Annotated in this window: 25 protein-coding genes; 9 read left to right on the forward strand and 16 right to left on the reverse strand. The window is 47.7% G+C overall.

Annotation, left to right across the window (positions count from 1 at the left end; genetic code table 11):
* Nucleotides 1-9 precede the first annotated feature (9 nt).
* Nucleotides 10-1,212, forward strand: a complete 1,203-nt coding sequence (locus tag DES40_RS01350; protein WP_121098781.1) for a potassium/proton antiporter — start codon at nucleotides 10-12, stop codon at nucleotides 1,210-1,212.
* Here the strand turns inward: DES40_RS01350 and DES40_RS01355 are convergent.
* From DES40_RS01355 to DES40_RS01410, 12 genes are all read right to left on the reverse strand, one after another.
* Nucleotides 1,209-2,477, reverse strand: a complete 1,269-nt coding sequence (locus DES40_RS01355) for a M24 family metallopeptidase (RefSeq protein WP_233345340.1) — start codon at nucleotides 2,475-2,477, stop codon at nucleotides 1,209-1,211. The genes DES40_RS01350 and DES40_RS01355 overlap by 4 nt on opposite strands.
* 62 nt (nucleotides 2,478-2,539) lie before the next feature.
* Nucleotides 2,540-3,259: a hypothetical protein gene (locus tag DES40_RS01360; RefSeq protein WP_147405820.1), complete on the reverse strand. Its 720-nt coding sequence runs from the start codon at nucleotides 3,257-3,259 to the stop codon at nucleotides 2,540-2,542.
* A 259-nt stretch (nucleotides 3,260-3,518) separates the two neighbouring features.
* Nucleotides 3,519-4,034: a F0F1 ATP synthase subunit B family protein gene (locus DES40_RS01365; RefSeq protein ID WP_121098783.1), complete on the reverse strand. Its 516-nt coding sequence runs from the start codon at nucleotides 4,032-4,034 to the stop codon at nucleotides 3,519-3,521.
* Between the two features lie 15 nt (nucleotides 4,035-4,049).
* Entirely contained in the window at nucleotides 4,050-4,574 is a 525-nt protein-coding gene (locus DES40_RS01370) for a F0F1 ATP synthase subunit B family protein (protein ID WP_121098784.1), read from the reverse strand.
* 77 nt (nucleotides 4,575-4,651) lie between these two features.
* Nucleotides 4,652-4,879, reverse strand: coding sequence for a F0F1 ATP synthase subunit C (locus DES40_RS01375; protein ID WP_121098785.1), 228 nt, complete (start codon nucleotides 4,877-4,879; stop codon nucleotides 4,652-4,654).
* Between the two features lie 32 nt (nucleotides 4,880-4,911).
* Entirely contained in the window at nucleotides 4,912-5,661 is a 750-nt protein-coding gene (locus DES40_RS01380) for a F0F1 ATP synthase subunit A (RefSeq protein WP_170144831.1), read from the reverse strand.
* A 25-nt stretch (nucleotides 5,662-5,686) separates the two neighbouring features.
* Nucleotides 5,687-6,070 (reverse strand): AtpZ/AtpI family protein, encoded by a 384-nt coding sequence (locus tag DES40_RS01385; protein WP_121098787.1) that lies wholly within the window; start codon nucleotides 6,068-6,070, stop codon nucleotides 5,687-5,689.
* A 304-nt stretch (nucleotides 6,071-6,374) separates the two neighbouring features.
* On the reverse strand, nucleotides 6,375-7,088 hold the full coding sequence (locus tag DES40_RS01390) for a plasmid mobilization protein (RefSeq protein ID WP_121098788.1): 714 nt from the start codon (nucleotides 7,086-7,088) through the stop codon (nucleotides 6,375-6,377).
* Nucleotides 7,089-7,247: 159 nt separating this feature from the next.
* Nucleotides 7,248-10,700, reverse strand: coding sequence for a chromosome segregation protein SMC (smc, locus tag DES40_RS01395; RefSeq protein WP_233345342.1), 3,453 nt, complete (start codon nucleotides 10,698-10,700; stop codon nucleotides 7,248-7,250).
* Between the two features lie 5 nt (nucleotides 10,701-10,705).
* Nucleotides 10,706-11,467, reverse strand: a complete 762-nt coding sequence (locus DES40_RS01400) for a DsbA family protein (protein WP_121098789.1) — start codon at nucleotides 11,465-11,467, stop codon at nucleotides 10,706-10,708.
* 199 nt (nucleotides 11,468-11,666) lie between these two features.
* Nucleotides 11,667-12,458: a thioredoxin domain-containing protein gene (locus tag DES40_RS01405; protein WP_121098790.1), complete on the reverse strand. Its 792-nt coding sequence runs from the start codon at nucleotides 12,456-12,458 to the stop codon at nucleotides 11,667-11,669.
* A 31-nt stretch (nucleotides 12,459-12,489) separates the two neighbouring features.
* Nucleotides 12,490-13,020: a DUF721 domain-containing protein gene (locus DES40_RS01410; RefSeq protein WP_121098791.1), complete on the reverse strand. Its 531-nt coding sequence runs from the start codon at nucleotides 13,018-13,020 to the stop codon at nucleotides 12,490-12,492.
* Between the two features lie 51 nt (nucleotides 13,021-13,071).
* Between DES40_RS01410 and mutY the strand changes: the two genes are divergently transcribed.
* A complete protein-coding gene (gene mutY, locus DES40_RS01415; protein WP_170144832.1) occupies nucleotides 13,072-14,160 on the forward strand; it encodes an A/G-specific adenine glycosylase in 1,089 nt (362 codons plus the stop codon).
* A gap of 100 nt (nucleotides 14,161-14,260) precedes the next feature.
* Here mutY and DES40_RS01420 read toward each other — a convergent pair whose 3' ends face one another.
* The gene (locus tag DES40_RS01420; RefSeq protein ID WP_121098792.1) at nucleotides 14,261-14,707 is read right to left on the reverse strand and encodes a hypothetical protein; all 447 of its coding nucleotides are present in this window, start codon (nucleotides 14,705-14,707) and stop codon (nucleotides 14,261-14,263) included.
* A gap of 126 nt (nucleotides 14,708-14,833) precedes the next feature.
* Here DES40_RS01420 and rnhB point away from each other — a divergent pair, with 126 nt between their 5' ends.
* Nucleotides 14,834-15,454, forward strand: coding sequence for a ribonuclease HII (gene rnhB / locus DES40_RS01425; RefSeq protein ID WP_121098793.1), 621 nt, complete (start codon nucleotides 14,834-14,836; stop codon nucleotides 15,452-15,454).
* A 33-nt stretch (nucleotides 15,455-15,487) separates the two neighbouring features.
* Here the strand turns inward: rnhB and DES40_RS01430 are convergent, their stop codons facing one another.
* Together DES40_RS01430 and DES40_RS01435 are read right to left on the reverse strand one after the other, a co-directional pair.
* A complete protein-coding gene (locus tag DES40_RS01430; RefSeq protein ID WP_121098794.1) occupies nucleotides 15,488-15,958 on the reverse strand; it encodes a hypothetical protein in 471 nt (156 codons plus the stop codon).
* A gap of 94 nt (nucleotides 15,959-16,052) precedes the next feature.
* Nucleotides 16,053-17,012 (reverse strand): S1C family serine protease, encoded by a 960-nt coding sequence (locus DES40_RS01435; protein WP_147405821.1) that lies wholly within the window; start codon nucleotides 17,010-17,012, stop codon nucleotides 16,053-16,055.
* A 422-nt stretch (nucleotides 17,013-17,434) separates the two neighbouring features.
* Here DES40_RS01435 and DES40_RS01440 point away from each other — a divergent pair, with 422 nt between their 5' ends.
* The 5 genes from DES40_RS01440 to DES40_RS01460 all read left to right on the forward strand — a co-directional run bounded on the left by DES40_RS01440 (nucleotide 17,435) and on the right by DES40_RS01460 (nucleotide 22,083).
* On the forward strand, nucleotides 17,435-17,932 hold the full coding sequence (locus DES40_RS01440; RefSeq protein WP_121098796.1) for a hypothetical protein: 498 nt from the start codon (nucleotides 17,435-17,437) through the stop codon (nucleotides 17,930-17,932).
* A gap of 172 nt (nucleotides 17,933-18,104) precedes the next feature.
* Entirely contained in the window at nucleotides 18,105-19,784 is a 1,680-nt protein-coding gene (locus DES40_RS01445) for an alpha/beta fold hydrolase (RefSeq protein ID WP_121098797.1), read from the forward strand.
* Between the two features lie 190 nt (nucleotides 19,785-19,974).
* On the forward strand, nucleotides 19,975-20,922 hold the full coding sequence (locus DES40_RS01450) for an alpha/beta fold hydrolase (protein ID WP_121098798.1): 948 nt from the start codon (nucleotides 19,975-19,977) through the stop codon (nucleotides 20,920-20,922).
* 31 nt (nucleotides 20,923-20,953) lie between these two features.
* Nucleotides 20,954-21,436: a phasin family protein gene (locus DES40_RS01455; protein WP_121098799.1), complete on the forward strand. Its 483-nt coding sequence runs from the start codon at nucleotides 20,954-20,956 to the stop codon at nucleotides 21,434-21,436.
* 8 nt (nucleotides 21,437-21,444) lie between these two features.
* On the forward strand, nucleotides 21,445-22,083 hold the full coding sequence (locus DES40_RS01460; protein WP_121098800.1) for a TetR/AcrR family transcriptional regulator: 639 nt from the start codon (nucleotides 21,445-21,447) through the stop codon (nucleotides 22,081-22,083).
* 11 nt (nucleotides 22,084-22,094) lie between these two features.
* Here the strand turns inward: DES40_RS01460 and bioB are convergent, their stop codons facing one another.
* Nucleotides 22,095-23,126: a biotin synthase BioB gene (gene bioB, locus DES40_RS01465; protein ID WP_121098801.1), complete on the reverse strand. Its 1,032-nt coding sequence runs from the start codon at nucleotides 23,124-23,126 to the stop codon at nucleotides 22,095-22,097.
* A gap of 326 nt (nucleotides 23,127-23,452) precedes the next feature.
* Here bioB and DES40_RS01470 point away from each other — a divergent pair, with 326 nt between their 5' ends.
* On the forward strand, nucleotides 23,453-24,556 hold the full coding sequence (locus DES40_RS01470; RefSeq protein WP_121100326.1) for a site-specific DNA-methyltransferase: 1,104 nt from the start codon (nucleotides 23,453-23,455) through the stop codon (nucleotides 24,554-24,556).
* Nucleotides 24,557-24,559: the final 3 nt, after the last annotated feature.

Consider the following 24,559-nt stretch of genomic DNA (forward strand, 5'->3'; position numbering starts at 1 on the left):
GAAGTTACTATGTACCCTCTAATCGCATTAATTAGTTTGGCTATTTTAATCAGCCTTGCGCTTTTTCCATTGGCGCGAAAATCTGGCACGCCCCTTTTACTCGTTATCTTGGCAGTTGGCATGATGGCCGGTGAAGATGGGTTTGGCGGAATCCAATTTGATAATTTTCAACTTGCTTTTGATCTTGGCAGCGTAGCTCTTGCCTTTATTCTATTCGCAGGCGGGGTCGAAACCGATAAGGGCGTCTTCAAATCCTCTGGAGTGCCGGCGTTAATACTGGCTTTCCCCGGCGTCATCATTACCGCCGCTGTAGTGGGTGTCGGCGCTTATTTAGTCCTTGATATGCCATTGATGATCGCGCTTCTATTAGGCGCGGTTGTGGCGCCCACAGATGCGGCCGCGACCTTTATGTTGATACAGCAAGGCGGTTTAAACATACCTGACAGAGTTAAAAATACGCTTTTGCTGGAATCGGGTTTCAATGACCCTGCTGGAATTTGTTTAACGATTATCTTGACCGTCATAGTCGGGACTACCTTGCAATCTAATCCGCATGAATGGTTGGGGTATGGGAAATTGATTGCCTCGCAATTTGGTTTTGGCATCATCGGTGGCATTGTCGGGGGACGATGGCTCGTCGAGTTGTTAAACCGATTACCCATGCCTGTGGGCACCTATCCTGTTCTGGCCATATTTGGGGCGCTATTTATCTTTTCTGTCACAGGCATGGTCGGGGGGTCGGGCTTTCTCGCTATCTATATGGCGGGCATTGCCGTCCGAAATGGATTGAAAGTCCCACTTGAGCGCATTGCGAATTTCAGTGAAGGTATGCAATGGGTCAGTCAAATCATGTTGTTCTTGATATTGGGTCTGCTTGTTACGCCAAGCGAGTTACCAAGCGCCATAATGCCAGCTATAATCTGCGCGCTGATTTTAACATTTGTGGCGCGGCCCATTGCTGTATTTACCAGTCTTGGCGCAATGAAATTCAATATAAGAGAGCTGACCTTCCTAAGCTGGGTGGGCTTGCGTGGCGCAGTGCCAATATTGCTCGCAATTTACCCTGTGATAACGCCCGGGCCTGTTACGCCTCTCTTTTTCAATATTGTCTTCGTCATCGTTGTGGCCTCGCTTATTTTACAAGGCTTTACGGCAGGGGCCCTAGGCAGAGTCTTAAATCTCGATGAGGGCTTGAAAACGCCGCCTCTTTAGACACCAAATGGATCATCGATAGATTTGGATAAAGGAGAGAAGAGGACTGGGCCTTTGGCGCTCATGTAAAGACAGTCCTCGAGGCGAACTCCGAATTTTTCTGGGAGGTATAAGCCGGGCTCATTTGAAAAGCACATGCCAGGGGCGAGGGGAGTCGTCTCGCCGCGTACGAAATTAACGGGTTCATGCCCATCCATGCCAATACCGTGACCTAAGCGGTGCGTCAGTCCCGGCGCCGCATAATCAGGGCCAAATCCTTGAGCCGTGTAATAATCCCGCACAGCGCTATCGACACGGCCCGCCTCTGTACCCAGCACAGCGGTTTCAAGGGCTAGTTCTTGTCCGCGTTTGACGGTGTCCCAAACATGTCTTTGTTCTTTGGTGGGGTCGCCCATCACCCATGTTCGTGAAATATCAGATTCATAATCATGCACACTGGCGCCGCAATCCATTAGGATGATTTCGCCTTCTTTGACGGTATATTCTACGCCGCTGCCATGTGGATAGGCACTGGACGGGCCGATAAGCGCCATTGAAAACTGTACGGTGCCGCCAAGAGCCACTGTTGCTTCGCTCATCATCTTGGAAATATCATGGCGGGTCATTCCGACCTCGACTTTGGGGTAAATATGACGATAGGCGGCTAGGGTAATATCGTTTGCCGTTTGCATCAGCGACAATTCAGCCGCGGATTTATACATGCGACAACCACGCGTTATCGGCTGCCCAGACACTAGCTTCACACTAGCGTTTTCGGTTTTCAGACCTGTGGTAATGAAATTTCGAGTTGTCTCTTCGATAGCGACAGGTTTGTCGAGGGCCTTATTCTCTTTTAAGTAATCAATAATGCGTTTGAATGGGCTTTCGTCTTCGTGCCATGTGCGAACATCGTCGCCAAATGTCATGCTTTCACGGATAGAAGGCTCTTCGAAAAAAGGCGTGATAATAGAAAACCCACCATCAGCGGTGATTACGGCGCCGGTAAAGCGTTCGGAACGCCACCAGCGCACGCCCGTAAAGTAAACAAGTGAAGAGCCGGCCTCGACTATGAGCGCGCCTATACCGCGCTCTTGCATAAGTTTTTGTGCTTTCTCAATACGGGCTTTGCGCTCCGCCACTGAGATAGGTACCGCATGTTTCGCAAGATTGGGTAGTGAAAGGGAAGAGGTTGTGACTGATGGGGGCGTAGGCTTGCAGCCAGCCAGTGATAATCCTCCTAGGCTCGCTAACCCTGTTAGCACTGTTCTTTTCGTCATTAATGACATGTCATTCTCCCCATTCTCTTTTTAACCTGTTGTCTATTTATCCAGCAAAGGTCTAGAGCGCGCTAGAGTTTATATGTGAACTCGATTTCATCACCCATTTCAGGTTTAAGATTGTGATAGTCTGCAGCGCCGCTTGTAACCCATTGATAAAGCGCGGTTTCAGCGGAGTTGGCAATAGACCCTGTCATACATTCTATCCATTTCAGATCCGCAATTTTGTCAGGGGTTGCCCCGACAGTGAAAATAATTGTGCATTTGCGGGTACCATCTCTGTCGCCTCTATCCTTTCCTTGACCAGAGGCGCCGTTGGGCCCCGTCGCATAGGCTTTCCTCGCCCCGGGTTTCGCGGATAGGTCTGGAATAGTGATGTCAATTTCAGGGCGTTGAGGAGGGTTAAAGTGGTGATTGAATTGGGTTTCGACATCTAATCGACGTGGAGGCTCTTGGCTATCGATTGAAAGTTTTGTGGCTATGGCGGGTGGCGGCACAATGGGGTTTTTTAATTTTTGCGTTTCATCCATCATTTTTTCAAGAACTGTTGGCTCTATTTCCAATTGGGTGGCCTTTTCAATTGATGGCTTTATCACGTCTAGCCGCGCCTCTGAACGCTCTATGTAGTGCGTGCGGATTAATGCTGTCATGATTAAGAATATTAGCAGGGTGATAAAGGCCCCAAAAATGAAAGCTACTGCATATCGAAATGGCGCTGTTTCAACCAATTGCAATAGTCTGTTGGGCTGAGTTGATGGGGCGTGGAGGGGGGCTTGAGGTCTGGTTAGCATAAGTACGGATTAAGCCCCTCCCTGATTGGTTCGCAATAGGCGGCTTTATGAATAGGTCTATAGAGGGCTCTGCACCAGAGATTTTTAATTTCGAGGCCAAAGCCTGTCCTTTGGACACCCTATATTAGGCGGCATATATTCGGCGTTTGGAGGGATTATACGGTAGAAAAGAGCCGGCGCAGATAACAAAGAGTGAGAAAAGAACATAAAAAAACCGCCCTAAACAGAGCGGTTTTTAATTCGATGTTATGAGATCGCTTTAGTTTAAAACTTTACCCATTTGCGCAATGCCATCTTTGATGAGGCTGGCATGGTCAGCAGGCTTTAAGCTCGTTTTCAAAACACTTTCAGCCGCCTCTAATGCAAGGTCAGCAGCTTTAGCTTTTACTTCGGCCATGGCTTGAGCTTCGGCTGTTGCAATTTTAGCTTCGGCTTGAGCCGCGCGGCGTTCAAGACGCTCTGACAAGTCTTTACGCGCCTGTGTCGCCATGGCTTCAGCGTCGTGTTTTGCTTGTTTAACAATAGAGTCGGCGAGCTCTTCGGCTTCTTTTTGCTTGCGCATATAAGATGCAAGAAGCGTTTGTGCTTCTTCGCGAAGGCGACGGGCTTCGTCGAGTTCGTTTTTGATATCTTCAGCGCGTTTATCGAGCGATTCATTGATGCCTTTTAGAGCCCCTTTTTGAAGGACAAAGGCTAAAAATAGAACGAGGGGAACCAAGACCCATAATTTGGAATCAAGATACCAAGGCGTTCCGACAGCAGCGTTAATCAACATGACGAGGGCGCCTTTCTATTTCATCGCAGCGCGTAATTGCGCAGCGGTTGTTGTTTTATTGGTAAGAGCTTTGACGATCTCAATAGCGGTTTCAGAGGCAATTGTTTCAACATTTGCCAAAGCTTTTTCGCGAAGACCCGCAATACGCGTTTCAGCCGCTTCAGCCTCTTTTGCGGCTTGTAAATCAGCGGCAGCAATTTCTGAAGAGAGTTCGTCATTGATTGACTGGCGCGTCGCCTCGGCCACATTATGGGCTTTGGCGCGCGCATCATTCAATTTTTGATGATAAGCTTTTTCAGCTTCCTCGGCTTCTGCTTGCATACGCGATGCAGAATCCAAATCATCAGAGATTCGGTCTTTACGTTCAACAATTCCATCTGCCAATTTTGGCAAAATGAACTTAGATAGAACGAAATAAAGGATGCCAAAGACGATAATAAGCCAGAAAATCTGGTTTCCCCAAGTCGAGAAATCGAATTGCGGCAATCCGCCAGACGCAGCGTGTTCTGCAACATCAGAGTGGTGTGTTTCGGCCGCCATGGGTCGTCTCCGGTCAATATCGGATTAGAGTCACTGAGAGCAGCTCTAATCCGTAAAAAATAAGTCGAAGCGTAAAATTACGCAGCGAACAAGATGATCATCGCAAGAACGAAGCCGAAAAGGCCAGTCGCTTCGCAAAGCGCAAAACCAAGAAGAAGGTTTGTGCGTTGGCCAGCGGCAGCTGATGGGTTGCGTAATGCACCGGCTAGGTAGTTAGAGAAGATTGAACCAATACCGACGCCGGCACCGATTAGAGCTGTACCGGCAAGACCTGCGCCGATGTATTTTGCTGCTTCTGCTTCCATGATGGTTCTCCTTGAATGATGGAATGCGGGGATTAATGATCGACGTGGTAAACGTCGTTTAAGTAAACACAAGTCAGGATGGCAAACACAAAGGCTTGCAAACCAGCGACCAAGAACTCTAGCGCGACAATCGCCATGGTCCCAATGATTGGGAAGATAGCAGCACCAGCTAAGATGCCGCCTTTGCCAATGAGGAAGGCGATGAAAATAGCGAAGAGTTTCAAAATAACGTGTCCTGCCACCATATTGGCGAACAAACGAACGGATAGCGTAATCGGACGTGCGAGGAATGAGATAATCTCAATCAAAATAATGATTGGGTACATCAAGAGCGGAAGTCCGGCTGGAGCAAAGATTTTGAACCATTTAAAGCCATTTTTCCAAATACCCGCAATGATAACCAGAGCGATTGTGAAAAAGGCGAGGAATACTGTTACGGCCAAATGCGACGTAGTCGTAAAGGCGTAAGGGTTCATGCCAATAATATTGGCGAATAAAATAAAGAAGAATAGGCAGAACACAAAGGGGAAGAACTTCATGGCTTCTGGGCCTGTTGTATCTTTCACCATATTGGCAATAAATTCATAGCTGAGTTCACCAAGGGATTGCATACGCCCTGGTATAAGCTTGCCTTTAAGTGTTAGGAAAAAGAAACCGATAATAGCAAGGCCACCAACAACCATCCACAAAGAGGCATTGGTAAACGCAAGGTCTTGCCCGGCAATATCGGGCAAATCAAAGATCTTTTTGATCTCAAACTGTTGCATTGGGTCGTTTGCCACGAACCGCTCCTTATTTCAGTGACCGTTATAGGTCGTCTTCATTCTCTAACGCATCAGGAAGGTCAGTTCCAAGCGGTATATTAGCGTCGGCAGCATCCATTCTGTCTGCTGTCCGCAATACGGCCTTTATACCCGCGGCGAAACCAAATCCCATCCCAACTAACAAAATCCAAGGTGACGTTTCGAAGAACTTATCAAGGCCATAGCCCAGACCTGTTCCAACCAAAACAGACACAATCAATTCTGTACTTAACCGCCAAGCCATCCCGAGGGCGTTACCGTTTGATGAAGGCGCTTTGTCTTGAGGGCGACGAGCTTTTGCAGCTTGTAGCTTTGCATTTAAGGCATCAAGATCTGAAGGGCGTTCAGTAGCGATATCAATTCCGTTCGGGTCAGACTTAATTGTCAAATCTGCCTTTGAAATACAGTGTAAAACTACCCCTCAAAAGCGCGCGGAACCTAACGAAGCAAGGTGTGGAAGTCAACAGCACTTAGTACATAGTTAAACCCTTGAAAAAACTACAAAATCGATATTTTCATACCAGATTTTTAAGGGCGAAATGACGCAGTGCCGATTCTCTACGTGAAGGGACTTGGTAAACAAGAAAGCCTAGCAATCATGGAGGCGCAATAAAGGCGCTGCACCCCAACTTTTGTTATAAAGAGGGGTGATTGCCATAGCTTGTGCTAAAAATTGATTGGAAAAGTGATTACTATTCTGACTTTGAGAGTTTTGTCGGTGTGACGACAAGGTTGAAGACTTGATTGCCTTCGAGCTCTAATTCGATTGTCGATTTTTCATCAAAATTTGCTGTTAATTTTGGATTCGCGACTAACTTGGTGGCTTGGCCTTCTGAGTTTGGCGTAATCATGAGGATTTTCATATCAATCTGAACCTTGTCATCAATGTTTTTGGCCGACACAGTGATTATCAAGTCATCAGAATGGGGTGTTTCGGGTACATTTTCGTTTGTTAAATCGGAAATGTTTTCGGTTTGAAGGTGTGAACCATCGAAACCGAGGCTTACAGTTTTTCCGCTATCTAATAATATTTCAGTTTCAAAGCGCCGTGTTCGTAACCCGTTTTCTCCATTCTCCATCACAGGCTGAATGGCGGTGCCTTGAAGGTTCAAGCTAATGTCTTCTGCATTTGATAGGGGCGATAAGGTTAAGGCCCCTAATATGATTAGTCCGGTTGTAGCAATGGCTGATTTTGTTTTTGTGTGGCCGCGCATAATTATCTCCATAATGCGTTGAGAAAGAGCGCGAGATTTGGGCTGAGCTAAATAATCTGAGATCAGGTGTCTTACAACTTCACTGACGGATAAACCCTCGGCTTTAGCCTTATTCTGCAAGTCCTGCTTATCTTTATAAGACAAGCGGACTTCTAGCATTTCAGACTTTTTAGCGGGTTTAGTTGAAGGCATGATTATCCTTGATTATATTGGCTTAGGTACAAGACCTCGCCATCATATTATGAGTATCAAGCGAGGTGTTTCCTAATATATTCCTGTCGGGACACGGGGGTGATTAAGTTGAATCGTGTCCATACACGTTAACCCTGCCCAAATTGAGCACGCTATAAGCTACTCCGCCGCAACCAATTTTTCGGCGTCATTCAGCTGAATAGACAGAAGTTGTGAGACGCCTTGTTCGGCCATTGTGACACCAAAGAGGCGGTCCATACGGCTCATCGTGACGGGGTTATGGGTAATCGCAATAAACTTCGTATTCGTGTGCTGTTTCATATCATCCAGCAAATCGCAATAGCGGGCCACATTAGCGTCATCGAGCGGAGCGTCGACTTCGTCCAACACGCAAACAGGCGCAGGGTTGGACAAGAAAACCGCGAAAATTAGAGCTGTTGCCGTTAGAGCTTGTTCCCCGCCAGAGAGAAGTGACATAGCTTTAAGCGATTTCCCCGGAGGACGCGCCATGACTTCGAGGCCAGCTTCGAGTGGATCATCAGATTCTGTGAGAGCGAGAGAGGCTTCGCCGCCGCCGAACAGCGTCGTAAAGAGACGACCAAAGTGACTATTTACCACGTCAAAGGCTTTCAAAAGACGCTCGCGACCTTCTTGGTTCAGCTCGTCTATGCCTTCGCGAAGACGGGCAATAGCCGCAATGAGGTCTTGGCGCTCATCATTCATCGCGGTGAGGCGTTCTTCTTGTTCAACGGCTTCTTCGTCGGCGCGCAGATTTACGCCGCCCATTTTTTCGCGCTCCACTGAAAGGCGATCAAGTTTCTTTTCAATATCGTTTTCAGACAGATTAGATTCAGGTGAAAGGTCACCTAGGTGTTCATTGAGTTCTGAAGGTTCGCAAGAGAGCGTTTCATTAATTCGAGCCTTGGTTTCAGCAATGCGTTCTTGCGCCGCAACTTTGCGGGCCTCGGCCCCCGCGCGTGCTTCGCGGGCCGCAGAATGCGCTTGTTCAGCGTCGCGGGCCGCATTTTCAGCCTCGCGCAATTCCGTTTCCGCTATGGCAAGGGAATCAGAGGCTGCTGTTCGGCGATCCTCGGCGGCTTTTAATTCTGAAAACAACTTGGTTCGTCTGTCTGCAAACTTATCGGGGCCATCCGTCGCGGCGCTTAATGTCGTTTTTGCAGCCGTTTCGCGGGTCTGTAATTGCTCGACTCGTTTTTTCGCGGTTTCTGAACGTCTGGCCCAATCTGCACGTTCTTTTTCAACGGCTTTAAGGCGAGAGGCACGCGCTTCTGTTTCGTTCTTTAGGCTGCGATAGGCGGCGCTTGCTTCATCCGCAATATTTCGGGCCTCTGTGAGTTTCTCAGAAAGGGCCGCTTGTTGACCAGAAAAGTCCTCGACTTCATTCAAGCCATCAAAATTTGTTTTTGCGCTATCGCGCTGTGCTGTGAGTTCTTTGATTTCACTATCAAGCCGCTCTAGTCTATCTTCGAGAGACTTTCTTTCTGCGGTGGCGCGAGCAATATCTGTTTCATATTGAGAGAGGGCGGCCCCCGCAGCGCGTTCGGCGCGTTCTAAATCGGGTAAAGCGCGGCGAGCCAGTCGAACGGCCTCTTGCGCGGCATTTCGTTTTTCTCGGGCCGCATCGAATAAAGTTTGATTAGATTCAACCTTATTTTCTGCAGACGTGATTTCGCGCGTGATTTCCGCTAGGCGATTTTGTTGTTTCAATTTGACAGCGGCAGATGTCTCTGCGCCAGCGGCCATTTCAAAGCCATCCCAGCGGCTGACTTGACCTTCGAGAGTGACGAGCCTTTGGCCAGGTTTAAGTTCAGCCCGAAGCGAGTCTATATCACCCGCGTCTACAACGCCAATCTGAGAGAGCCGCGCTGTGAGTTCCGTCGGGGCTTTTACATAATCGCTTAGCGGTTTCGCCTGTGCGGGCAGCGCTTGGTCAGACGGCTTGGCGCCGCCCCATCGTAAATTTGCCGTTCCGCCAATGGCAGCGTCAAGATCTTCGCCAAGCGCTGCAGCGAGAGCCTGTTCATAGCCAGGTTCAGCTTTGCATTGGTTCAAGGCGGGTTCAAATGTACCCGCTTGGGCACGAGCTAACATGCGTTCAAGCGCTGTTTTTTCGCCGCTCAGCCCTGAAAGCACTTGTCTTGATTTTGCAAGGTCTTCACGCGCAACTTGATCAGCCTCTTCGGTTTCGCTGAGGGCTTTTGCAAGTTTTTGCTCTTCATCACGGGCTGCTTCGAGCGCATTCAATGCATCTCTTGCGCCGGCGGCAAATAGATTGCCAGACGAACCGCCGTCTTGGCTCATTCCAGCGAGGCGGTCTTGTGTATTTTCGCGTTCTCGGAGAACCCGGTCAAGGCGGTCTTGGGCTTGGGATAGCTCTCGGCCCGCTGATTCTCGCCGTGCATTTTGGTCTGCAGCTTGGCGGGTAAGCTCATTATAATCGGTCTCAAGCGATGTCCGCGCCTTGATGGCTTCAGATGCCGCATCGGCCGCAGCGTCGAGCGCAGCAGATGTATCGGCAACGGCCGACAATTTCTGGAACTCGAGTTTTAACAAAGCTTCGGCATCATTCGCGTCATTCACAATACCTGTTTCACGTTCAAGATCTGCGGCTAAGTCTTTGATTTGAGATTCAAGTTTTTTAATTTCTGCGCCTGCCGCTTCCTCGTCAGATTCCAAGGCTTCTTTGGCGGCGTTGAGACGGCCCAAGACAGCGGCGGCGATAATTTGTTCTTCGCGTTTAGGCTCTAAGAGGGCTGATAACTCAGCGGCGCGGCGCGTTAGCTCAGAGGCTTTGGTCGCCGTATCTGCAACGCGGTTTTCACATTCTGTTGAATTTTCTGTCGCAGCGGCCAGTGTATCAATAGCGCTTATCCAGCGTTTTAACCAAAGCAGAGCTTTATATTCATTAATCTCTCCGGCCAGACGTTTATAGCGCGTGGCTTGGCGGGATTGACGACGAAGGGATAAAAGCTGTCCTTCTATTTGGCCGATAATATCGTCCAATCGATTCAGATTTGTTTCTGCCGCACGTAGACGAAGCTCGGCCTCGTGACGGCGTGTGTGCAAGCCTGAAATGCCCGCTGCTTCTTCGAGAATGCGGCGGCGGTTTGAAGGTTTTGCGGCGATTAGCTCTGAGATTTGGCCCTGTCGGACAAGCGCAGGGGAGTTGGCCCCGGTTGACGCATCGGCGAAAAGTAATTGCACATCTTTGGCGCGAACGGTTTTGCCGTTAATTTTATATTTTGAGCCCCCGCCTTTTTTAATAATGCGCATGACTTCTAATATATCGTCATCGTTAAAGGCTGGCGGCGCAATACGAGCGCTATTGTCTATTGTGAGTGTTACATGGGCTTGGTTGCGGCCGGGACGGGTTTTCGTGCCGTTAAAGATAACGTCATCCATCCCTGCCGCGCGCATTGCTTTGGCTGAATTGGCGCCCATAACCCAACGAATGGCTTCGAGAAGGTTAGATTTGCCACAGCCATTTGGCCCCACAATGCCGGTCAATCCCGGCTCTATGTGGAAATCAGTCGGCTCGACAAAGGATTTAAATCCCGCCAGCTTAATCTGATTAAAGACCAAAGACCCCATGAGTATTACTCAGTCGTTTCTTCTGCTGAATTTTCGCCCTCAGATTCTGCCTCTGGAAGTTCTTCGCCAAGAAGGGGCAAAAAGATTTCTTCCATGGACTCTAAGGTATAGAGCGGCGCGCCACTGGGAGAGCGTTTCGTGAATTCACCATTAATGAGGAAGCTTGGTGTACTATTGATGCCAAGATCTACACCACCTTGGATATATTCATCATATTCAGCGCGAATATCTTCATTGACAAGGCAGGCTTCGAAAGCTTCCTCATCAAGCCCAGAGTTCTTAGCAATATTCAAATAGGCATCACGCCCTTTTCCTTGTTGTGCCATGCCAAGGATCTGAGTTTGTCTATCAAATTGGTATTTGATGTTGCTCATGAACTTGTCATCGCCTGCGCACATGGCAATCATATGGCCCGCATCAGCAAAAGCGATAGGTGGGGTCGGGAAGGGGCGGAAGACGTAACGCACTTTGCCCGTGTCGATGTATTTCTCTTTGAGCTCTGGATATACGGATTTCGTCCAATTGGAACAATGCGGGCAGGTAACCGACGCATATTCAACGAGGACAATCGGCGCTGTCTTTGAACCAATGCCGCGATCATTTGGCAGCTCATATTTAGAGGTATCACCGTTTGCGGTTGTGCTGGCAGTTTCGCCACCACCACAGGCTACAAGGCCAAATGCTGCGACGGTAGTCACAAGCCCTTTCAACAGCGTTTTGCGCAAGGCAGATGATTTAAACGAATCAGTCATAGGATAATAAGTCATGGAGCAAGTCTCGCAATTTTAGAGGGCGTGGCAATATAGCCGCCCCGTTAGTAAGCGTTGTTAGGCGTAAAAACAGCAGTAAACTGTGGAAGACTGTCCTGAAATCGTCATTTTATCACGAAGCCGTTACAAAAATCGTTTCGAAGGCGAGATATCCACAGGCTGGGCGTGCGCGGTGTAAGCGAGGTCTGGGTTTACTTTAGTGACCGTGACCAGCATGAGGATTATACGGTTCGACTTCAGGCAATTGGCTGACACCGCTTTCAATCATTCCATTGAAAAGCTCTGTCAGGCTATGGGCGTCTTGTTTGCCATTATAGGGTGAGCCGTTAACGTAAAAAGCGGGGACGCCTTTGATTTGGGCCGCTGTTCCGCGCTGACCTGATAATTGGAGGTGCTCCATCATTTTCGGGTCTTGTAGGCAGGCACGTATCGCGTTTTCATCTTCTAACCCTGCAAGAGCTGCAACGGGGGCATAAGCGTCTTTACCTTTGCCTTGGCTTGCCAGGTCAATCATCTTCTTTTGATTTTTCATCTGATATTCAATTGTATCAAAATAGGCAGATTCAGGCGCGCATTCAGCCAGGAGAAAGCCTAGAACTGACATTTCTTGGGGTTGAGTTGGGATAGGGCGCAAGATGAAACGAATTTTATCGCTTTCAATCAGGTCTTTTTTGACGGCATCCCATTCAGATTCAAACCATGAACCGCAATGTGAACAGGTTACAGACGCATACATAATGACCGTAATCGGGGCGAGGTTCGATCCTATTACATGGTCGTCAGGCGCTTCGGTCATGGCGAATTCTACCATTGGCGTTTGCAACACTTCTGAGGCGTCCGTGCTAGCGGTTTCTGCGGAGTTTGATGTCCCTTTATCTTCGGGTAAGGGAGATTGTTGGGCGCAGGCGACTTGACCGAAGGCCAAGAAAGCCGTGGAGAGGGTTAAATTACGTAATATCCGCGGGAATGTCGGGGTCATGTGTGTCATTTTTCAATCTTTGCGTTGGTAAGAATAGAATTCAATTTTTATTTTGGCCAAGAACGCCGCGCCCGAGTTTCTCTAGGGCTGTCTTTAAAGCCTGACTTTCAATTTTATCGAGTCCATCTTTAAGCGCGGCGGCTTCAGTCGGTCTTAAACCACGCTGTTGTTGTATTTTAGCGCCATCTGTTCGCATCTTGGTTTGAACCATCTTTATTGCCTTAACGTGATCTGGGCCCAAATGTGTGTTTAAGCGGTCAATGATGGGGCCGCTAGCGGCCATAATCAAAGCTGCGGCGGCGCCGGGCGCTGAAATGACCAGTGTACGGCCGTGCCGACCATAAGTGAAACGCACTGGGGTAGAGATTTTACTCCATCGTTCTCCAACAATTTCGGGCCAGATACGGCCCAATGCGAGGGCAGACGAACCACCCCCATGTTTTTTTGAAAGCGGACGCAGAACTTTTGACACTGCATAGCCGGCTGATGGCGCTGTTCGATATTGCGGCTTGGCGCGTTGGTGTTCCAGCCAATGCGTAATTTTAAGTGTATCATTGCGAGAGAGCGGCATTCGGTCTTTTCCCCTATTGCACTGCGCTCGTAAAGTGGACACATCACACAAATGATTAATTCGAAGAAAGATACGAAGCCAAATCTTGAGTCTAACTACGATGAAATGCGGGCCAGATTACTGCACTGGTATGATTCAGAGGGACGCACTTTGCCATGGCGTATTCGACCCGAAGACCGTGCGGCAGGCAAAAATGCAGACCCTTATGCGATTTGGTTGTCTGAAATTATGTTGCAGCAAACGACTGTCGCGCATGGAACGCCTTATTGGCATAAGTTTTTGAATGAATTTCCAACCGTCACAGATCTTGCAAATGCTGAACGGGAAACAGTTCTGAGCCTTTGGGCGGGGTTGGGTTATTATGCGCGCGCAAGAAATTTACATAAATGCGCGGTGATTATCCGCGATGACTATAACGGGCAGTTCCCAAACTCAGAAGCAGAGCTTCTGAAGCTTCCTGGAATAGGCGCGTATACAGCGGCGACGATGGCCGCGATTTGTTTTGATGAAGCCACTAATATTGTCGACGGGAATGTTGAACGGGTTATCAGCCGCATTTTCACAATTGAAGAGCCGCTCCCTAAAGGTCGAAAAGACATACGGAAAATGGCAGGCGCATTAGCGTCTCCTCAGAGAACAGGGGATTATGGGCAGGCTCTAATGGATTTGGGGGCTATGATTTGCACGCCTCGATCGCCCAATTGTAGTAAATGTGTGTGGCAAGACTATTGCTCCGCCTTCGCCGCAAAGACACAGCTAGAATATCCCAAAAAAGCCCCGAAAAAATCTTTGCCAATACGTTACGGTGTTGTTTTTATAGCGATACGCGGAGAAGCAGTATTGCTTGAAACGCGCCCTGATAATGGTTTGTTGGGCGGAATGCTTGGCCTGCCGGGGACGGATTGGGCAGAGGGAGGTTTTCCAACAGACCCTATGAACCATGCACCATTTAAGGGGGATTGGCAGGCCGTTAATGGCGAGGTCAGGCACGTTTTTACGCATTTTGACTTGCGGTTAGCTGTTTATAGAGCCGTATTTGACGAGAAAGATATCTCGATTGGGCATAATGGCCTTTGGGCCGACTCAAGTCAAAGAAAGGGGTTGCCGACGGTTTTCAAGAAGGCGCTGAAGGCGATTTAGCGCCGCGTCGCTAACCTTGTAGAATTAATAGTTAAGTCGTCGATTAGGTATAAAAAAACCTCACCCGAAGATGAGGTTTTGAACTTAGAGCTTGATAGCCTTAATTTGTTGTTTCTGCCGCTGGGACTTCTAGGTCTTCAGCTTTCATAGAAGCGCGTGTCGCTGCTTCGACTTCTTCGCGTGACGGCATAACTTTTTTCTGCTCAAGGAAGATTCGGCAATATCCACCTGAAGGTTGTAATAATTCATTGGCATAGGCGCCATTACCTGAACACTTTAATACACCGAGATTTTTCCCGTCATAAAATTTTGACTGAGATGCGGCGTCCCGAATACCGATAAGACAGACTTTACCCGCAGCCAAATCCATGACGTCACCGCCTTCGGCCGTACAGCTTGCTTCTGAATTTACAACACCCGCTTCTGATGGGGAGTTCATTAACTCGGCATCAATCTCAGCTTGAGACATTTGTGCTGAGGCTGAAAGAGAAGACGCAACGGCAAATGAGAGACCCAATATGGCGGCGCCAAAACGTAATTTAGTCATGGTTTGCTCCTAAACAATTCTTTAATAGTCCTTATCAGACCTTTTTCATCCTAAAAAGGCCCGTTATACGAAAAACACAGCTTCTTGCATATTCATGCAGGAATTGGGCCATATCGCGAGCCATCTATGCCGACAAACACCCCGGACTTTAGTTTCGAGCGCCAATATAATGGCCCTGTTTGTGGTGTCGATGAGGCAGGACGCGGGCCATTAGCAGGACCCGTGGTTGCGGCTGCCGTCATATTGAACCCCAAAACGATTCCGGACGGTCTGAATGACAGTAAGGCTTTATCCGAAATCCGACGTGAACTCTTGCTGAATAACCTCATTAAGGACAAAACTATTTTTATCGGAATTGGCGTTGCTGAACCTGAAGAGATAGACCGATTAAATATTTTGCATGCCAGTATGATAGCGATGCGTCGTGCCGTATTAAATTTGCCTGTTGCGCCGCATATGGCTTTAATCGACGGGAATCGATTGCCGCCTGATATGCCTTGTGACGCTGAAGCGATTATTAAAGGTGATGCACGGAGTCTCTCTATTGCCGCCGCGTCTATCGTGGCCAAAGTGACTCGGGATAAGATCATGAAAGAAGCCGATATCCGCTTTCCCGGATATGGTTTGGCTGGGCATAAAGGATATCCAACAAAAGCACATAAAGCCGCGCTTCTACAGATTGGTGCCAGCCCAATTCATCGTAGAAGCTTTCGGCCTGTCGCAGAGGTGATGGGGCTTAAACTGTAAGCCAGGAATTTACCCAAGAATTTACCCAAGAATTTACGGGGCAGATTCCGAATTCTTCTTGGTAAGATGTTTCTCGGTAGATTCGCTTAATTCTTCTGCGACTTCAGTCATTATCTCTAGCATGCCTCCGAGGCCCTCTTCATCAGCGAAACTGCCCATGAGTTCTGCCAAGGCTTTGTTGAAGTCAGGAAGTCCGTCAGGGCCTGTTTCAAAGGCGTCAGATTCTTTCATTTTCGCAGCAAATGTTTCAGCGGATTTTTGTACTTCCTCGCGTAAATCTTCGTCTTTCAAAATTACGAACATGTCGCTCATTATCGCATTCATATCAGGGAGAGACTCGAGCATATCCTCAATATCAGCTTTGCTAGGCAGTTCAGGTTTTGCAAATTGTGATGCGGTTTGCGGGGTTTCCGTGTCTGTCTTGGGTTGGGCCCATACGCTCGCGGGTACAGCGAGACCTATCAAAAGAAATCCGCTGGATATTAATAATGAACGCATCATCATAAGCTGTCCTTGTTCTAAGCGTGTTTCAAACTAGCACAGTCAAGATGAATATAGGCCGAATGGGGATTAACTCTTATCCGTCAATTATTGTCATTTAAACTCTGGGCGTGTCACGTGTGACAAGAGGCAAAGAGACGGGTTGAGTAATGAGGACAGGCTTTACGGTCAGGGTTTGGTCGCTGGATTTTCCCTCTCTTATATAACGGATATTTGTTTCCTCGCCAGGTGGGACAAGGCCAACTGCGTAGCGCAAATCAGAACTATCTCTAATGGGGCGCCCTGCAAAATGAGTGATAACGTCATTGACTTGCAGGCCGATAGCTTCGGCGGCGCCGCCCGATATAATATCCGCAATCAAGGCACCTTCGAGAGATGTCAGTTGTAAGTCTTCGGTTCTATCATGAGGTATGGCCGTAATCATCACGCCTAATGTCCCGCGATCGACAATGCCATAAGTCTCAAGCTGTTTCACGACGTGGCGTACAATATATAATGGAACCGCAAATCCGATGCCGCTGCCCGAACCCGTGCGCGAAACAATGGCGGCGTTTATGCCGATGAGCTCTCCATTGGAATTGACTAATGCACCGCCTGAATTTCCTGGGTTGATAGACGCGTCGGTTTGGATGAAGTCTGTATAGCTTGTGCGGCTGTCACCCTCTCGCCCAATGGCGGAAACAATCCCAGATGTTACGGTTGATGAGAGGCCAAATGGGTTGCCAACCGCGATAACATAATCGCCGACTTGCACATCATCGTCTTTTGAGAAGGGAAGCGCCGATAAATCATCCGCCGTAATTTGTAAGAGTGCGAGATCTGTTTCGGGGTCTTGTCCCAAAACCACGCCATTATATTGACGGCGGTCACTCAATATAACGGTGATGTCTTGAGCCTCTGCAATCACATGATCATTGGTAATGATGAGGCCTTTATCTGCATCAATAATTACGCCTGAGCCTATGCCGCCATAAGAGGTAATTCCGTCAGAGGCTTGGCTATCAATTGTGTTTATTGATACGACGCTGGCCATAACGTCTTTTAGAAGCGGTGCCATAGTAATGACATTCCGAGATTTATCTAAATGTAAAAGGCTTGATTGACTAAGTGAGCTTTGCGCGAGACTGGGGCCAGTCCATAGAACTGAAGTGAATAAAATGGTGGTCAGAGTCAGGGCGGTCTTACAGAGCAATCGTGTCTCCTTATATTATGTTGTTCTTTGAATTCAGCCAGAGGTTATATCATCACATAAGACGCGTTCGAAAAATTTGGCAAGGGCGAGAGAGGCTCTATGGATGAGATTTAATATTGAACCGCCTAAACTCCGTCTTTGTATCTACCTAACAAAACGGCTTCAAAGAGGCTTTGCAGAGCCGTAAATCACCCGAAAGTAAATTAGGATGCGCTTTCTAATTTTATTTCTTATTTTCTGATTATGGAAACAACGCCTCCTTTGTTTGAGGCTCAATAAGGAATAAAATGATGGCGACTAAGAAAGTAACATCAAAGAAAACGACAGCGAAAAAAGTAGAAGCTACGGTTGATACTCGCGTGGAAAAAGCAACAGCTCTTCTTCGTAAGGGGGCTTTGGCTTATATTGGTCTTCACGGCGCAGCATTTGAACGGGCGAAATTCCGTGCAGAACAAGTCCGTACAGCGGCGAATAAAGCCCGCACACAAGGCGAAGAATTTTTTGGAACGCTTGTTGTAAAAGGCGAAGAGATCGAAGTTAAAGCGACTAAGATTGCAAAAGAAGCTCAAAAAACAGCGACAGAGACTTTTGAAGAAACATCTGAAAAAGTTAAATCTTTCGTCCCTTCAAACATCTTGCCTTTAAGCGCAAATGATCGTGTTTCTGAGCTAGAAGCAGAAGTTACGGCGTTGAATAAAAAAATCGCCGCTTTGTCTAAAAAGAAACCAGCGGCGAAACCCGTGAAAATGACAACTGAAAAAACAGAAGATACTAAGGTCGCATAAGCTCTCTCTCTCTCTTACTTATCGACTTTATGAAACGGTGCGTCTTCCCCCTTTTGGACGTACCGTTTTTTTTATGAGTAATTGAATTTTCAAGCGCTTCATCCCATTGTTTGATTGTCACGCCCCTGATTTCAGGTTTAAGGTATCAAAAAAATAAGGAACGGGGACTATCATGGCAACAAAACCAACTAAAATTGGCAAGCAAGCCGCGCAATCAACAACGGCTGTAAATTCTCTGGTCGGGTTTAGGCGCTCGGAAATTGTAAAATCACTTGGGATGATGGCGGGATATGCGGCGAAGCAACCGAAGCCGCTGGCAAAGCACATAAAGAATTATGCTGGCGAACTGCTTGATATCGTGAAAGGTAGTTCTGAACTCGCGCCGCATCCGCGTGACCGTCGTTTCCAAGATACAACATGGGCTACTAATGGTCTGTATAAGCGCGGGCTTCAAAGCTGGTTAGCCATGAAGCGTGAACTCGATGGTTGGATTGAAGACAGCCGTATGCATCCTGCTGATCAAACGCGCGCGCGTTTCGTTACCGGATTAATTACCGATGCATTGGCCCCGACAAACACGCTGCTAGGCAATCCGACAGCCATGAAACGGCTTTTTGAAACGGGCGGCGCGTCCTTATTCAAAGGCTTGCAAAATGCTTACGATGATCTGCGTAACAACGGAGGAATGCCCAGCCAAGTGGATGGACGCCCGTTTAAGGTCGGAGAAAATCTTGCCAATTCAAAAGGCGCCGTGGTGTTCAAAACAGAGATGCTTGAAATAATTCAGTATCAGCCGAAAACTGAGCAAGTTTACAAGACGCCTCTAATGGTTATCCCGCCTCAGATTAACAAATTCTACGCGACAGATTTGACACCAGATAAATCCATGGTGCGGTTTTTGACGAGTCAAGGATATCAAGTCTTTGCGATTTCTTGGCGTAACCCGACACGTCAACATGCGCATTGGGGCCTCGAAGAATATGTCACGGCGTTAATCGAAGCCTCTGATGCTGTTCTGAAAATTTCGCGAAGTCCACGATTGAATGTAACTGGGGCTTGCTCGGGCGGTATCACAATGGCGCTATTCCTTAGCGAGCTTGCCGCGCGAGGTGATAACCGCGTTAACGCCTCTACCGTGATGGTAAGTGTGTTAGATGGTAAAAAATCAGATTCTGAAATTGGTTTATTTGTAACGGATGCCGCAATTGAGGGCGCGCGCCGCCACTCACGAAAAAAAGGCATTTTGACTGGCGGAGAGCTAGGACGAAGTTTTGCTTGGATGCGTCCGAATGATTTAATTTGGAATTATGTCGTCAATAATTATTTATTAGGCGAAAGCCCGCCGCCATTTGATGTTTTGTATTGGAATAATGACGGGACGAATTTGCCGGCTCAGCTTCATTCTGATTATTTAGATATTTTCCAAGACCGCCGTTTCAGGCCTGATAAAACGGTCGAGTTCATGGGTAATAATATTGACTTGAATGCGGTCACTCAGGACTGTTTCATGGTTGCAGGCATTACGGATCATATCACGCCGTGGAAAGCATGTTACCGAAATATTCGCTTATTCGGAGGTGAGGTAGAGTTTATCCTGTCTAATTCAGGTCATTTGCAGTCGCTATTAAATCCGCCCGGAAATCCCAAGGCATTGTATTACACAAATGCCGAACACCCCCCGCGTGCGGACCGTTGGCTAGAGGGAGCAAAGCCGGTCAATGAAAGTTGGTGGCTTCGTTGGAACGAATGGCTTTCTGTGCGTTCAGGCGAAATGAAGGCCGCGCCCAAGAGTTTAGGGAACAAAGCTTACCCGCCCTTAAGCCAAGCCCCTGGTGAATATGTATTTACCTAAAGGTGAAAACTGTAGTAAAAACGGGGCTTTAGACTGAGTTTTTTAGCTGTGAGTACCTTTAAATATAGAGGGAAATACCCATATTTTTAAAGATATAACATAAAGGAACAAACAGCGTTTTGCTGGTTCCAATTGAATTGAGTGTAGCGTTCGCGAGGGATTTCGCCTAGCGCGCTACGGGAAGATAAATATGCCGAATACATCAGGACCAAATACTGTGGGGACGGATTACCATCCAAATCTACCACGGATATTTTTCTCGCAAATCGGAAATCAGAAATTACGAACGGCTATCTGGAAAGGATCAGATAAAGGACGCGGTAAACGCACACCTTTATTGTTTTTCAATGGGATAGGCGCAAATCTTGAGATTGCTCAAGCTTTTGCCGATACGTTTACTGGACGCGATATTATTACCTTTGATATGCCTGGCGTCGGGGGCTCTCCGGACCCGACATTTCCCTATCGCCCATGGTGGGTGGCTGCGGCCGCCAAAAAAATCTTGCTTGAAAACCGTTATACAAAGGTCGACGTCTTGGGCGTCAGTTGGGGCGGCGGCCCCGCACAGCAATTTGCGTGGCAATATTCGAAAATGGTTCGAAACCTTATTTTATGTGCAACGACAACAGGTGTCACGATGATACCCGGTCACCCAAAAGCTTTGTCAAAAATGATGTCGCCAAAGCGTTATATGGATAAAGATTTCTTGAAGAAGAATTTTGAAACTCTGTATGGCGACGCTGGCGATGATAGCGTTAGAGACTTTTCAATCAATATGGTGCCACCTTCTGTAAAAGGATATGTGTATCAACTGACAGCCATGGTGGGTTGGAGCTCTTTGCCTTTTATACGCAGAATTAAAGCGCGCACACTGATTATTATGGGGGATAATGACCATATCGTGCCTGTTGGGAATGGCCATATATTGAAATACGCACTTAAGGATGCGCGATTGAAAATCATGGAAGGGGCAGGGCATTTGTTCTTGCTGACGCGCCGCGATGAAACCGTGGAATTAATTCGAGACTTTTTTGGAGAGCCCGAAGTGCCCCTGCCGCACAGAGACCCCATTCTCTTGCCGTCTGTTGCGGCATCCTTTAATCACAAAGGTGAGAGAAGTCCGCTTGCGACCCCTTAGGCCACTTTTGATACATTAAGGAAAACTGTCCATGTCCAATAAAGACGATAAAGGTGACAAAAAGAACCATGATACGGCGCGCCGTATTTGGCTGGCGGGTATTGGGGCCTATGGACGCGCTCTGACCGAAGCCAAGGGGGCTGTGGATGACATCACCGGAAAGTCATCCGAAGTTTTTGAGGATCTTGTCCAAAAGGGCGAAATGCTCGAAAAAGTCGTGGAGTATAAGGGCAAGGAAATGCTCAATAAATCTGGCATAAAAGATTTTGACATTAATGACAGAATTAAATCTATGCGGGAACGCCTCTCTGGCGGGGTTGTCGGTAAAGGAAACCGTGTTGCAGAGCTGGAATCAGAAGTTGAGGCCTTAAAGGCAAAGCTTGAAGCTTTGCAAAAGACCCAGACCGCGAAACCCGCTGTAAAGAAGGCCGCCCCTAATAAAAAGCCAGTTAAAAAGATGACGACGGAAAAGACATCGCCAAAGCCTAAAGCCCCGCCGAAACCAAAAGCTTAAGGCGGATTATGCCAGAGCGCAGCGCGACGAAATCTAAAATACTCGCCACCTCTTTGGCGCTCTTTAACAATGAGGGCGAAAGTAATATTTCTTCTGTTGATATCGCCTCTGTTATAGGCATCAGCCCCGGCAATTTATATTATCATTACAAAGGCAAGGATGAGATTATTCTTGCCCTATTTGAAGACTTTGAAGAAGAAATTAGACAAGTCCTCAGCGCGCCAATAAATGCCCCCCTAAATATGGCGGATAATTGGGTTTACCTTTATATCATTTTTGAAGAGATTTTCGATTTCCGATTTTTCTATCGCAATCAGGCAGAACTCGTCGGGCGTATACCGACATTACGGACAAAATTTGCGAATATTCTGGCCTTGAAAGAACGCACAGCTTTATCTTTGCTGAGCAAATTGCACAGCGACGGACATTTGCATTTTGACGAAGGGGAAAAGCAAGCTCTCGCCGGGCGTATCGCACAGCACTTTACGTTTTGGCTACAATATCATGACTTACGATATGGGACGTCGCCGCCTAAATCCTTAATCGATCAAGGCGTGTTCATGACCTTGGTACAAATCACGCCATATTGGAAAGATGAAAAAGGCTATGCGGCTTTATTGCAAGAGTTCGCCGAAGATAAAGTCTAATCGAGTCGCCTCTATGGCGTCGTGCCCTCAGGGATAATGCCAAGGCGATTGAATAACACTCTGTCATCCGTTTCTGAAGGATTGTCTGTCGTCAGCAAAGTATCGCCCACAAAAATAGAGTTCGCGCCGGCGAGAAAACAAAGCGCCTGTGCTTCGTCTGTCATTTTCTCTCGACCTGCGGAAAGGCGAACATAGCTCTGAGGCATCATGATACGTGCGACAGCGATGATACGGGCGAAATCAATCGGGTGAACGGGGTCACTATCCCCCAGAGGCGTGCCCGGTACGGGGACAAGGGCATTAATCGGTACAGATTCCGGTGCTGGGTTCAAATTGGCCAGTGCCATCAGAAGGCCAATATGATCTTCAGCGGTTTCGCCCATGCCAACAATGCCGCCGCAGCAAACCTTCATGCCGCTCTCTCTGACGATGTTTAATGTGTGAAGGCGATCTTCGAAGGTTCGTGTAGAGATAACCCGAGCATAATCATCAGGAGAGGTATCAATATTATGATTATAATAATCCAGTCCCGCATCTGATAAGCGTTTGGCTTGATCGCCGCTTAACATGCCAAGGGTCATACAGGTTTCTAGGCCCATAGATTTGACGCGGCTGACCATGTCGCAAAGGGCGTCCATGTCGCGTTCTTTTGGCTCTCGCCATGCGGCCCCCATACAGAAGCGGCCTGCGCCTCCGTCGGCGGCTTTTTGCGCGGCGTCTAATACACGATTCATGCCGATGAGTTTTTCTGCTTTCAAACCTGTGTCGAAATGTGCGGATTGATTGCAATAACCGCAATCCTCTGCGCAGCCCCCGGTTTTTATAGAGAGTAATTGAGACATCTGAACCGCATTAGGCGCGTGATGCTCTCGGTGAATATTTTGCGCCTTTAAAATAAGATCCATAAAAGGGAGGGCAAACAGGGTTTCTACCGCATCACGCGTCCATTTCTGCGATGAAGGGTGCGGGGTATAATTTTCTGGCAAGCTAGGTGGATTTTCTGATTTATTTTTAATGGGCCTTTTGTCGATTATTAATGTCATGACGTGGGTCGCTTGCTGTGAATGTTACTTTAAACGCTCTTTATAGCGAAAATGGCGCAAAATCCGATAGTTTTATAGAAAAAGTGGGGCCTTCACCCTGTGGATATTAACTGCTTGGTAATGGCTCCTAACAAAATCTTAAATAACTATATGAATCAATCGTTTACGCACTGTTTACCGAATCAGTGAAAATGTCTCTTCCCAATCAATGAAACAGCCTCATCCGTTGTCCAAAAAAAGAGAATAGACTGACTATGGCAAATGCCCCCACTGCAGATAATCCGCATCCCCATTTGCGTTTGGTTTCGGATTTGGATTCGATTGATATGCCGCCCTTACCGCTGGGCCGTATTATGCAAGGCGATTGCATAGAAGGCATGAATGCTCTGCCAGAGGAATCCGTCGATCTCATCTTTGCTGATCCGCCCTATAACCTGCAACTGGGTGGTGATTTGTCTCGACCAGATAATTCTGTTGTTAACGGCGTGACAGAAGATTGGGATCAATTTGACACTATGGATGCTTATGACCTGTTCAGTCACAACTGGCTACAGGCCGCGCGCCGAGTCTTGAAGCCGAACGGTTCAATATGGGTGGTTGGGAGTTATCATAATATTTTCCGTGTCGGCACTGTTTTGCAAGATCAGCAGTTTTGGATTCAAAACGATATTATCTGGCGTAAATCTAATCCTATGCCGAATTTTCGGGGCACACGTTTTTGCAATGCAACCGAGACTCTAATTTGGGCGACCAAGACAGAAGATGCCAAGCCGACCTTTAATTATGACGCTATGAAAATGATGAATGATGGCGTTCAAATGCGTAATGATTGGGTGTTGCCCATTTGTACAGGCAAAGAGCGTCTGAAGAAATCAGATGGAACAAAGGCCCACCCGACGCAAAAGCCAGAGAGCCTTTTGCACCGTGTTATCCTGTCTACCTCTAATCCGGGTGATGTCGTGTTGGACCCATTTTTTGGAACGGGTACGACTGGCGCCGTTGCTAAAAAACTGGGTCGGCATTTCATCGGTTTTGAAATGGAAGAAGACTATATCCTTCATGCCCAAAAACGTATTGATAAAATTAAAAAGGGGACTGGCGAAAATATTGAAGTGACCGCGTCCCGCCGCTCTGCGCCGCGCGTTCCATTTGGCCGCGTTATTGAGCAAGGTTTCCTAAGCCCTGGATCTTTTTTGTTCAACAAAACAGGTCACGTCAGCGCCAAAGTTCGTCCAGATGGCTCTTTGCTTGTTGGTGATTTCTCAGGCTCAATTCACCAAGTCGGGGCACGGGTTCAAAATGCACCGAGCTGTAATGGCTGGACCTATTGGCATTATCATTCAACGGAAGGGCTTACGCCTATTGATGCTATTCGCGACGAAATTCGCGCGACAATGGAAGGTAAACTTCGTCCTGCGCCTGTTGCGTAATTT

The organism is Litorimonas taeanensis (assembly GCF_003634015.1).
Classification (GTDB): domain Bacteria; phylum Pseudomonadota; class Alphaproteobacteria; order Caulobacterales; family Maricaulaceae; genus Litorimonas; species Litorimonas taeanensis.